The following is an 11,317-nucleotide window of genomic DNA, read 5'->3' on the forward strand; positions in this document are numbered from 1 at the left end:
ACGCGTGGTTCCACCAAGGCCGGTCCTCGCGCTGACCTCGTCCGCTGCGGGGCGGCGCAACCGGCTGCGGGTCAGCGCACCAGCGCCTTCAGCATCCCGGCGATCTTCGAATACGGCGGTTTGAGCAGGTCGCTGGCGGCCCAGCGCGACTGCCACAGGATCGGCAGCTGCTTGCTGAGCCCGTCGAAGCCGGCGCGGCCGTGGTAGGCGCCCATGCCGCTGGGGCCGACGCCGCCGAACGGCAGGTCGTTGATGGCGAAGTGCAGCAGGGTGTCGTTGACGGTGATGCCGCCGGCCACCACCTGCCCGAGCACACGTTCGACCGTGCGGTTGTCCTGGCTGAAGACGTACAACGCCAGCGGCCGGTCGCGGCCCTGCACCTCGGCCAGGGCGGCGTCCAGGCTGGGATACGCACAGACCGGCAGGATCGGGCCGAAGATTTCCTCCTGCATCAGGTCCAGGTCGGCCGGCGGGTCGAGCACGATGGTCGGCACGATCAGGCGTTCGCGCACGGCGCGCTCGGGATCCACCGTGGCCAGCTCGATCACCGGCACGCCACGTGCGCGGGCCTGGTCCAGGTACCCGCGCAGCCGCTGGTACTGGCCCTCATGGATGATCCGCGTGTAGTCGGTGGCATCGCTGAAATCGCCGTAGCGCGTGCGCACTTGGGTCTGCAGCTGCTGCACCAGCTCGCGCTGGCGGGCGCCATCGATGAGCACGTAATCCGGGGCGATGCAGGTCTGGCCGGCGTTGAACCACTTGCCGGTGGCCAAGCGTGCGGCGGCCTTGTCCAGCGGGTAGTCGCTGCAGACGATGGCCGGTGACTTGCCGCCCAGCTCGAGGGTCAGCGGCGTGAGGTGCTGGGCCGCGGCGGCCATGACCTTGCGGCCGATGGCGGTGGAGCCGGTGAACACCAGGTGGTCCAGCGGCGAGCCTGCCAGCGCACTGGCCAACGCACCGTCGCCCTGCACCACCGCCACGCGGTCGGCGGGAAACACCTCGGCCAGCAGCGCCTGCAGGAACGCGCTGGTACGCGGCGTGTGTTCGGACGGCTTGAGGATGACGTGGTTGCCGGCGGCAATGGCGGTGGCCAGCGGAATCAGCGCCAGGTTGACCGGGTAATTCCACGGCGAGATCACGCCAACCACGCCCAGCGGCACCGCGCGGGTCTGCGCGCGCGCCGGCCAGAACCGCCAGCCCACCCCGACCCGGCGCGGGCGCGCCCAGCGGCGCAGGTGCTTGAGCAGGTGGTCGATCTCGCCGAGCACGGTCATGCCGTCGGCGATCATGGATTCGTGGGGGGAGCGGTGGCCGAAGTCGGCCGAGATGGCGTCGGCCATCTGCGGCAGGCGTGCCTTCAACGCTGCGCGCAGGCGCTGCAGGTCGTCGCGGCGCTGGTCCAGCGATGGGCGGTTGGCCTGCCAGGCCGCGCGCAGGGTGTGCAGGATCGCGGGCAGCGCGGCGGGATCGGTATGGGCGTCACTCATGGGCCGACTATAGCTGGACGCTGCGTGAGCGCGTGTCACCGGTAGTGCCGGCCGCTGGCCGGCAGCCTCGCACGTGTCTCCGAAAGCGCATGGAGAACCGGCCAGCGGCCGGCAGTACGTCGCCTTCGGAAGGGTGTGCGTGGTTGCCGGCCAGCGGCCGACAGTACGTCGCCTTCGGAAGGGTGTGCGTGGTTGCCGGCCAGCGGCCGGCACTACCGGGAACGAAAAGGGCCGCGATCTGCATCGCGGCCCCTTCTTCATTCTGTGTGGCGCACCGTTACTTGGTGATATCCACCCCACGCGTTTCGCGCAGGAACAGGCCGCCCACCACGACCGTCATCAGGGCGATGATGATCGGGTACCACAGGCCGTAGTAGAGGTTGCCGGTACCGGCCACCAGCGCGAAGGAAATCGCCGGCAGGAAGCCACCGAACCAGCCGTTGCCGATGTGGTACGGCAGCGACATCGAGGTGTAGCGGATGCGGGTCGGGAACAGCTCGACCAGGTAGGCGGCAATCGGGCCGTAGACCATGGTCACGTACAGCACCAGCAGCCACAGCATGAAGATCGTGCCGGGGATGTTGACGCGTGCGTTGTCGGCCTTGGCCGGATAACCGGCGGTGGTGAGCGCGGTCTTCAGCTCGGCCCCGAACGCATCGGCCTTGCCCTTGCCCTCTTCCTTGGTCAGCCCGGCCGCCTCGTAGGAGGTGACCGTGGCACTGCCCACGTTGATGACGGCCAGCGAACCGGCGCCCGTCGGCTTCACTTCATACGGCACGCCAGCCTTGGTCAGCGCAGCGGTGGCCACGTCGCAGGAGCTGGTGAACTTGCGCATGCCGACCGGATCGAACTGGAACGAGCAGGTGTTCGGATCGGCCACGACCAGCGCCGGCGAGTTGGTGCGGGCTTCTTCGATGGCCGGGTTGGCGAAGTGGGTCAGGCCCTTGAAGATCGGGATGTAGGTGACGGCGGCCAGCAGGCAGCCGGCCAGGATGATCTTCTTGCGGCCGATACGGTCGGACAGCCAGCCGAAGAAGATGAAGAACGGCACGCCGAGGGCAAGCGCGGCGGCGATCAGCAGGTAGGAGGTGGTGGCGTCGACCTTGAGCATGCTGCTCAGGAAGAACAGCGCGTAGAACTGGCCGCCGTACCACACCACGGCCTGGCCGGCCGCAGCACCCAGCAGCACCAGCAGCATCAGCTTGAGGTTGCCGCCCTTGAGGCTGTCACGGAACGGGGTCTTGGAGCCCTTGCCTTCGGCCTTCATCTGCTGGAACAGCGGCGACTCGCTCAGCTGCAGGCGGATCCACACCGACACGCCCAGCAGGACGATGGACACCAGGAACGGAATGCGCCAGCCCCAGGCTTCAAAGGCTTCGTTGCCCAGGAAGTAGCGGCAGGCGAGGATGATCAGCAGCGACATGAACAGGCCCAGCGTCGCGGTGCACTGGATGAAGCTGGTGTACAGGCCACGCTTGTCGGCCGGTGCATGCTCGGCCACGTAGGTGGCCGCGCCACCGTACTCGCCGCCCATCGCCAGGCCCTGGGCCAGGCGCAGGATGATCAGGATCACCGGCGCGGCAAACCCGATCGACGCATAGTTGGGCAGCACGCCGACCAGGAAGGTCGAGATGCCCATGATCAGGATCGTGACCAGGAAGGTGTATTTGCGGCCGATGCGGTCGCCGAGGCTGCCGAAGAACGCCGCGCCGAACGGACGCACGAAGAAGCCGGCGGCGAAGGCCAGCAGGGCGAAGATCATGCCCGTGGTTTCGTTGACGCCACTGAAGAACTGCTTGGCGATGATCGCCGCCAGCGAGCCGTACAGGAAGAAGTCGTACCACTCGAAGACCGTCCCCAGGCTGGACGCGAAGATGACCTTCTTGTGTCCCTGGGTAAGCGTGGCTGGTGCGGGTGTCGTTGACATGGGAAGCATCCCCTCGGTAGTGCCGACCGTTGGCCGGCAATCGCAGTGTTGGTGGTTTCTTGTCGGTGCCGACCGTGGGTCGGCACGCATTTTTTAGAAGCTGTACTTCGTGGTGAACTGCAGGCGGTTGATGTCGCCCTTGCGCCCGTCCTCGATCTCGCGCACGCCGTACATGTACTCGGCACCGATATCGACCTTGGGCATCGGCGTGTAGAAGACGTTGCCGCGGATGCTCTGCACGCTCTTGGTCACCAGCGGTCCCAGGCTGCCGTCGTTGTCGTAGTCGCTTCGCGCGTAGATCAGGTTGGTGCGCAGCTTCGGGGTAAAGGCATGGCGCCAGCCCACGTAGCCGGCCAGTACGCCGGTCGGGTTGAGCTCGTCGCGGGCAATGTCGTAGGCGGTGTCGGCGGTGACGCCCAGGCCTACGTAGCGGGCGATGCCTTCGCCGCCACTGACCTGGTAATGCAGCGTGTCGCTGCTGCCCATCACCCACTTGCCGCCCAGGGTCAGGCCGCCGCCGATCTTGTCGGCCTTGGCGCCGGTGGCCTGGTTGTCGATCTGCAGCTGGCGCACCACGCCGCCCACGCCGAAGGTGCCCCAATCGCCCTTCCAGCCGTAACGCAGGGTCAGGTCGGGCAGCGCGCCGCGGTCGGAGTTGCTGGACACGTTGGTCCACGCCCCGGTGATCGGGTTGCGGGTGCCGGTGAGCACGGTGGTTTCCGGGTTTTCCAGCGCGACGCTGAAGCCGCCCTGGGTGTAGCGGATCTGCGCCTGGCGCACGAACAGCACGCCGTCGGTGGGTCCGACGAAGTCGGCGGCTTCCGGTAGCGACGCGGCGTCCATGAAGTTGGACCAGGTCTGGCCGGCCAGCCAGTTGTTCCAGTACATGTACGCATGGCGCAGGGTCACGCCGTAGGTATTGGTGGCGGTCTGGTTGCCCAGCGAGTTGCCGAAGAAATCCATCTCGAAGAACGCGCCGGCCTTGTTGCCGCCTTCGCTGACGTTGTCGATGCCCAGGTTGAAGCGCGAGAACTTGGCGTGGGCGTTGTAGTCCACGTCCGAGCGCTCGCCGCTGCCGCCGGCACCGGCCACCGGGGTCTGGCCCGGCAGGTACAGCGCGCGGCCGGTGGCGTCGTCGGCCAGCTGGCCATCGCCGGTCTGGGTGGCCAGGAAGTCGGCCTTGATGAAGCCACCGATCTTGACCGTGGTGCCCGGCGCGGCGCCCGGGGTAATGGTGGTGACCTGGATCGGCTGCTTGCCGGCCGGCACCTGCGCCGCCAGCGGCTGCTGGGCCTGCACGGTCTTCACCGCGGTGACGTCGGTCTGCGCCTGGCTGATCTGGGTCTGTTGCTGCTGGCTGGTACTGACCAGCATCTGCACCTGGCGCTCCAGCTCGGCGATGCGTGCTTCCAGCGCCTTCTCTTTGGCGGTATCGGCGAATGCGACGCCTGGTGCGATCAATGCAACGAACAGGGCGGCCGCCAACGGCCGGCGTGTCGTCTTCAGTAAACGGTGGCTCATGTTGCCCTCTCTCCCGGGTGGCAATGCGAACGCCGCGCTGGGCACGGTCGAGCCGACAGTGGGGCCGCCGCGCCCGCACCGGCTATTGGCCATTAGTCGTACTCGCCCGTTGGGCGAGCACGACCCGGACGCCGCAGGCGGACGCCAGGTGACGCAGGCACCTGGGCAGGTACCGACCGTTGGTCGGCACGCTTTTCATCCCCCACCCCAAAGCCCACCAGCGAACAGCCCTGCCGAATCGCCCGCGACGGGCGCCCCGACGGCTCGGCACACCACCCCGCACGACCTACGGTGGCACGCCACCGCGTTCGACCATGGTCTAAGCACCCAGTCACCGCGAAGGGGGGTGGATGCGGCAAACTGAGGGTGAGAGATCGCAGCTTATGTTGCGATCGCACAACCCAAGTCCTGTTGCAAGTGAGGGTGCCATGGCCGATCTTTACCCCGTCAAGGCGGATTTTTCCGCCAAGGCGCGCATTGACAAGAACACGTACGAAACGCTTTACCGTGAATCGATCGAGCACCCGGATGCTTTCTGGGGCAAGGCCGCGCAGCGCCTGGAATGGTTCAAGTCGCCGACCACGATCAAGAACGTCAGCTACAACCTCGACGATTTCCGCATCAAGTGGTTCGAGGACGGCGAGCTCAACGCCAGCGTCAACTGCCTGGACCGCCAGCTCGCGCAGCGCGGCGACAAGGTGGCGCTGCTGTTCGAACCGGACAGCCCGGATGCACCGTCGCAGGGCGTCACCTACCGCGAGCTGTACGAGCGCGTGTGCCGGCTGGGCAATGCACTGCGCAACCTGGGCGTGCAGAAGGGCGACCGGGTCACCATCTACCTGCCGATGATCGTCGATGCCGCCGTGGCCATGCTCGCCTGTGCGCGCATCGGCGCGGTGCACTCGGTGGTGTTTGGCGGCTTTGCGCCGAACTCGATCGCCGACCGCGTGATCGACTGCGCCAGCAAGCTGATCATCACGGCCGACGAAGGCCTGCGCGGTGGCCGCAGGATTCCGCTCAAGGCCAACGTGGATGCGGCGCTGAAGCTGCCCGGCACCACCACCGTGGAGACCGTGCTGGTGGTCCGCCACACCGGCGGCGCGGTGGACATGCAGGCCCCGCGCGACCGCTGGTTCCATGACGTGGTGGACGCGCAGCCGGCGCAGTGCGAACCGGAGCGCATGAACGCCGAAGACCCGCTGTTCATCCTGTACACCTCCGGGTCCACCGGCAAGCCCAAGGGCGTGCTGCACACCACCGCCGGCTACCTGCTGTATGCGTCCTACACCCATGAAGCGGTGTTCGACCTGCGCGAGGACGACATCTACTGGTGCACCGCCGACGTGGGCTGGGTCACCGGCCACAGCTACATCGTGTACGGGCCGCTGGCCAACGGCGCCACCTCGCTGATGTTCGAAGGCGTGCCGAACTTCCCGAACACCTCGCGGTTCTGGGAGGTGATCGACAAGCACCAGGTGACCATCTTCTACACTGCGCCCACCGCCATCCGCGCGTTGATGCGGGAGGGCGAAGCGCCGGTGAAGCGCACCTCGCGTGCATCGCTGCGCCTGCTGGGCAGTGTCGGCGAGCCGATCAATCCCGAAGCCTGGCGCTGGTACTACGAGGTGGTAGGCGACAGCCGCTGCCCGATCGTGGATACCTGGTGGCAGACCGAAACCGGCGGCATCCTGATTTCGCCGCTGCCCGGTGCGGTGGACCTCAAGCCGGGGTCGGCCACCCTGCCCTTCTTCGGCGTGCAGCCGGCGCTGGTCAATGCAGAGGGCGAGATCCAGGACGGCCCCACCGAAGGCAACCTGATCATCCGCGATTCGTGGCCGGGCCAGATGCGCAGCGTGTACGGCGACCACCAGCGCTTCATCGACACGTATTTCCGCACCTACCCGGGCAGCTACTTCACCGGCGACGGCTGCCGTCGCGATGAAGACGGCTACTACTGGATCACCGGCCGCGTGGACGATGTGATCAACGTGTCCGGCCACCGCATCGGCACCGCCGAAGTGGAAAGCGCGCTGGTCTCGCACCCGAAGGTGGCCGAGGCGGCCGTGGTCGGTTTCCCGCATGACATCAAGGGCCAGGGCATCTATGCCTATGTCACCCTGATCGCCGAGGAAACACCGAGCGATGAACTGCACAAGGAACTGATCGCCTGGGTGCGCAAGGAGATCGGACCGATCGCCGCGCCCGACCACCTGCAGTGGGCACCGGGCCTGCCCAAGACGCGCTCGGGCAAGATCATGCGCCGCATCCTGCGCAAGATCGCCGAGAACGCGCCGGACCAGCTGGGTGACACCTCGACCCTGGCCGATCCGTCGGTGGTGGCCTCGCTGGTGGAAGAGCGCAAAGTGAAGTGAGGGGTCGCCCCATCGCATTCGCGCTGTCGCTCCCACGGTCCGCAAGTGGACCGTGGGCCCCTTCTCACCATCACCCACACCCCCGCCGCTACGCGGCCGCCCCCTGACTCAGGGGGCTGTCGTCTCGATACACTCGTTCCGTTTCAGCGTGTTACCCCTTTCGCAACATGGCCCCCACCATGCCTACCCTCCTGATTGCCGACGACCACCCGCTGTTCCGGGAAGCCCTTCGCGGGGCCGTGCAACGCGTCATTCCCGGCGTGCAGCTGTTCGAAGCCGACAGCGTGGAAGCGCTGTACCAGCTGGCCGACCAGCACACCGACGCCGACCTGGTGCTGATGGACCTCAACATGCCCGGTGCGCAGGGCTTCAATGCCCTGGTGCACATGCGCGCCCTGCACCCGCAGCTGCCGGTGGTGGTGGTGTCCGCACGCGAGGAACCCACGGTGATGCGGCGTGCGCTGGACCATGGCGCGTTCGGGTTCATTCCCAAATCCGCCGATTCGGACACCATCGGCCATGCGCTGGGCACCATCCTCGATGGCGAAACCTGGGCCCCGCCGGAAGCGCACAACGTGCCGCCCACCGGGCGCGAGGAGCGCGAGATCGGCCAGCGCCTGCGCGAACTCACCCCGCAGCAGTTCCGCGTGCTGCAGATGCTGGGCGCCGGCCGGCTCAACAAGCAGATCGCCTATGACCTCAACGTGTCCGAGGCGACGATCAAGGCCCACGTCACCGCGATCCTGCGCAAGCTGGGCGTGACCAACCGCACCCAGGCCGTGCTGATGGCCGGCAAGCTGGCCATCGACGACGAACAGATCGTGTTGCCGCCGGAAGAGGAGTGAGGGCACCGCCCGGATCGGTGGCGTAGAGCCGACCGTTGGTCGGCTGCACAGCCCGATCAGGCCGCGCAGCCGACCAACGGTCGGCTCTACCCGCCCCCGCTTATAGCCGGGGCTATGAAAGCCAGCGTTGCCTGCGCAATTGCCGGCAAATGCTCGTTCCGGCGGACCCGGTGCTAAGCTTCGCGTCCCCTTGGGGAGTAGCCGGATTCCTGCTGCAGGAATCGCCCGCATCAACATACTCGGCCAGTGCGCCGTGGTGCGGGTAGCCATCGTGGTTGGCGAGACCAGCGGTCCGCGTGCGCAACGACAGGTTGGGCGCGTTCGCGGTCCGTTGCTCGCAATCGCCCGACCTGCCGTGTACCCCAATGTCCCCCCTTTCGATCCTGCTGATCGGCTTTGCCATGTCCACCGATGCCTTCGCTGCGGCGATCGGCAAAGGCGCGGCCATGCGCAAGCCACGCTTCCCCGATGCGCTCCGCGCCGGCCTCATTTTCGGTGTCATCGAAGGCATTACGCCGGTGATCGGCTGGTTGCTGGGTCGCGCCGCCCTGCAGTACGTCGAAGCGTTCGACCACTGGATCGCCTTCGGCCTGCTCGGCGCGTTGGGCGTGCACATGATCATCAACGGCATCCGCCCCGATGATGGTGCCGAGGACGAAGACACCAGCAAACACCACGGTTTCTGGCGCCTGGCGGTCACCGGCTTTGCCACCAGCATCGATGCGATGGCGGTCGGCATCGGCCTGGCCTTCCTGGATGTCCACATCGGCGTGATGGCGCTGGTGATCGGCCTGTGCACCTTCACCATGGTCACCGCCGGGGTCATGCTCGGCCGCGTGCTGGGCAACATGGTCGGCAAGCGCGCCGAGATCATCGGCGGCCTGATCCTGATCATCATCGGCTCGACCATCCTGTACGAACACCTCAGCGGCGCCATGGGCTGATGCGCCGGGCCCCACCGCCGCGCGGCTACATGTCCCCGCGCGGCGCGTGGAAGGCGGCCAGGAAGGCGCGCAGCGAGGCCGGCTTGATCGGCTTGGTCAGCAACCGGTAGCCGCGCTCGCGCGCCATCCGCTTCAACTCGTCGCGCCCGTCGGCGGTCAGCAACGCACCGGGAATCGCACGCCCGGCCTTGTCGCGCAGCGCCACCAGCGTGTCCAGGCCATCCAGCCGGTCGTGCAGGTGGTAATCCACCAGCATCACGTCCGGATGCAGGTCCACTTTCTCCAGCGCCTGGTCCACGGTGCTGGCGGTGATCACCTCCACTCCCCACCGTCCGAGCAGCGCGCGCATGCCGTCCAGGATTTCCTGGTCGTTGTCCACGCACAGCACGCGCATGCCGGCCAGGGAATCGGTGCGGGTCGGGGCGGGCGTCGGCGAGGCCAGGGCCGACTGCGGCAGCACCGGCGCATCCACCCGCGGCAGCATGATCGAGAACATGCTGCCGCTTCCCACCCGGCTGCGTGCATTGAGCCGGTGGTCGAGCAGGCGCGAGATGCGCTGGCAGATCGACAGGCCCAGCCCCAGCCCCTGCTCGCCCCAGTCGAAGGGCTGCTGGTAGCGGTGGAACTCGTCGAAGATCTGCTGCATGTGGTGCTCGGGAATGCCCGGCCCGGTATCCCAGACCTGCAGTTCCACCTCGTTGCCACGGTGGCGCACCGCCAGCACGATCCGGCCCTGCCGCGTGTAGCGCAACGCGTTGGCCAGGAAGTTCTGCAGCACCCGGCGCAGCAGCCGGCGGTCGCTGCGGATCCAGGCCGGGCGCGCGAACAGGTCCAGGCGCAGCCCGCGACCGGCCGCCACCGGCGAGTACTGCGCGGCCAGCTCGCGCATCAGCACGCTCACGTCGAAATCGCCGATCACCGGGTGCAGGCCGCCCGCGTCCAGCCGCGACACGTCCAGCAGGCCGTCCAGCAGCTCCTCGGCGGCGCGCAGCGAGGCATCCACGCGCTCGGCCAGGTGGCGCTGCTCTTCGTTGTTGTGGTGGCTCTCGCGCAGCGCGGAGGCGAACAGCCGCGCCGCGTTCAGCGGCTGCAGTACGTCGTGGCTGATCGCCGCCAGGAAGCGCGTCTTGGACTGCTGCGCCACCTCGGCTTCGTGCGAGCGCTCGGCCACGCGCTGTTCCAGGGTTTCGTTGGCTTCCAGCAGCGCTTTTTCGGCGTGCTTGTAATCGGTGATGTCGTTGTAGCTGGTGACATAGCCGCCGCCGGGCAATGCCTGGCCGCGCATTTCGATCACCTTGCCGTCGCTGCGGGTGCGCTCGAAGATGTGCGGCGAACCGGCGCGCATGTAGCCGATGCGTCGGTTGATCTGCACGTCGATGTCGCCCTCGCCCAGCTCGCCGCGTTCGGCGTTGTAGCGGATCAGGTCGGCCACCGGGCGGCCCACGTACAGCATGCCGTCGGGGTAGCCGAACATCTGCTGGTAGCGGCGGTTCCACGCGGTCAGGCGCATGTCCGGGTCGACCACGCTGACCCCGGCGCTGATGTTTTCCAGCGTGGTGGACAGGATCTCGCGGTTGAAGCGGAGCTCCTGGCCGGCTTCGTCCAGCACCGCCACCACTTCGCCCAGGTCCATGCCCGAACCCCGCAGCAGGCTGGTCAGCAGCAGCCGCGCCGAGGCCGCGCCGATCGAGGCGGCCAGCAGGCGCTCGGTGAACTGCACCCAGGCCCGGTCGGCCGGCGCGGACGCCTGCAGCTCGCGGCCCATCGACTGGGCCTGCTCGAAGAACGAGCGCCGCGCATGGCGGTCGCCGACCACGCGCGAGGCCAGTGCCAGCAGGTCTTCCACGTGCACATGGCCCGGCCACGCCCCGGCCACCGACGGCCGCTGCGCATACGGGTCCAGGAACGGCGCCGCACGCAGGCGTTCGTCCACGCCCGGGCGCCAGCGCACCGACACCAGCAGCATCGCCGCGGCATTGACCAGCAACGACCAGAACGTGCCATGGGTCAGCGGGTCCCAGCCGCTCATGCCGAACAGGCGCTGCGGCCGCAGCCAGTCGATGCCGAACGGCCCCTGCACCAGCCATGCCGCGTCCATCCAGCCGGCATGGGTCAGCGCCGGCAGCAGCAGCGTGTACACCCAGGTGGCAAAGCCGAGCAGCATGCCCACCTCCACGCCTCGGCGGCTGGCCCCGCGCCAGTACAGGCCGCCGATCAGCCC

General features: G+C 67.8%; 7 protein-coding genes. 3 read left to right on the top strand and 4 right to left on the bottom strand.

Annotated elements, in window-relative coordinates; translation table 11 throughout:
• Positions 1 to 71 precede the first annotated feature (71 nt).
• From DBR34_RS20610 to DBR34_RS20620, 3 genes are all read right to left on the bottom strand, one after another.
• Complete coding sequence (locus DBR34_RS20610) at positions 72 to 1,487, bottom strand: coniferyl aldehyde dehydrogenase (protein ID WP_128098157.1); 1,416 nt, start codon at positions 1,485 to 1,487, stop codon at positions 72 to 74.
• Between the two features lie 277 nt (positions 1,488 to 1,764).
• Positions 1,765 to 3,414: an MFS transporter gene (locus DBR34_RS20615; RefSeq protein WP_128098158.1), complete on the bottom strand. Its 1,650-nt coding sequence runs from the start codon at positions 3,412 to 3,414 to the stop codon at positions 1,765 to 1,767.
• A gap of 93 nt (positions 3,415 to 3,507) precedes the next feature.
• Entirely contained in the window at positions 3,508 to 4,935 is a 1,428-nt protein-coding gene (locus DBR34_RS20620) for a DcaP family trimeric outer membrane transporter (RefSeq protein ID WP_128098159.1), read from the bottom strand.
• Positions 4,936 to 5,363: 428 nt separating this feature from the next.
• On the opposite strand from DBR34_RS20620, the gene acs reads away from it, so the two are divergent.
• The 3 genes from acs (at position 5,364) to DBR34_RS20635 (ending at position 9,096) form a co-directional block, all read left to right on the top strand.
• Positions 5,364 to 7,307, top strand: coding sequence for an acetate--CoA ligase (gene acs / locus DBR34_RS20625; protein WP_128098160.1), 1,944 nt, complete (start codon positions 5,364 to 5,366; stop codon positions 7,305 to 7,307).
• Between the two features lie 179 nt (positions 7,308 to 7,486).
• A complete protein-coding gene (locus DBR34_RS20630) occupies positions 7,487 to 8,152 on the top strand; it encodes a response regulator transcription factor (RefSeq protein WP_128098161.1) in 666 nt (221 codons plus the stop codon).
• A gap of 365 nt (positions 8,153 to 8,517) precedes the next feature.
• On the top strand, positions 8,518 to 9,096 hold the full coding sequence (locus tag DBR34_RS20635) for a manganese efflux pump MntP family protein (RefSeq protein ID WP_128098162.1): 579 nt from the start codon (positions 8,518 to 8,520) through the stop codon (positions 9,094 to 9,096).
• 25 nt (positions 9,097 to 9,121) lie between these two features.
• Here DBR34_RS20635 and DBR34_RS20640 read toward each other — a convergent pair.
• The coding region (locus DBR34_RS20640; RefSeq protein WP_258224212.1) for a PAS domain-containing hybrid sensor histidine kinase/response regulator at positions 9,122 to 11,317 on the bottom strand (2,196 nt) is incomplete at its 5' end.

The sequence above is a fragment of the Stenotrophomonas sp. HMWF003 genome (genome assembly GCF_003061285.1).
GTDB lineage: Bacteria > Pseudomonadota > Gammaproteobacteria > Xanthomonadales > Xanthomonadaceae > Stenotrophomonas > Stenotrophomonas maltophilia_AP.

What these genes read in the sequence shown, in the direction of transcription:
- DBR34_RS20620 (WP_128098159.1), bottom strand. Translation starts at nt 4,935, where the DNA reads ATGAGCCACCGTTTACTGAAGACGACACGCCGGCCGTTGGCGGCCGCC.
- acs (WP_128098160.1), top strand. Translation starts at nt 5,364, where the DNA reads ATGGCCGATCTTTACCCCGTCAAGGCGGATTTTTCCGCCAAGGCGCGC.
- DBR34_RS20630 (WP_128098161.1), top strand. Translation starts at nt 7,487, where the DNA reads ATGCCTACCCTCCTGATTGCCGACGACCACCCGCTGTTCCGGGAAGCC.
- DBR34_RS20610 (WP_128098157.1), bottom strand. Translation starts at nt 1,487, where the DNA reads ATGAGTGACGCCCATACCGATCCCGCCGCGCTGCCCGCGATCCTGCAC.
- DBR34_RS20615 (WP_128098158.1), bottom strand. Translation starts at nt 3,414, where the DNA reads ATGTCAACGACACCCGCACCAGCCACGCTTACCCAGGGACACAAGAAG.
- DBR34_RS20635 (WP_128098162.1), top strand. Translation starts at nt 8,518, where the DNA reads ATGTCCCCCCTTTCGATCCTGCTGATCGGCTTTGCCATGTCCACCGAT.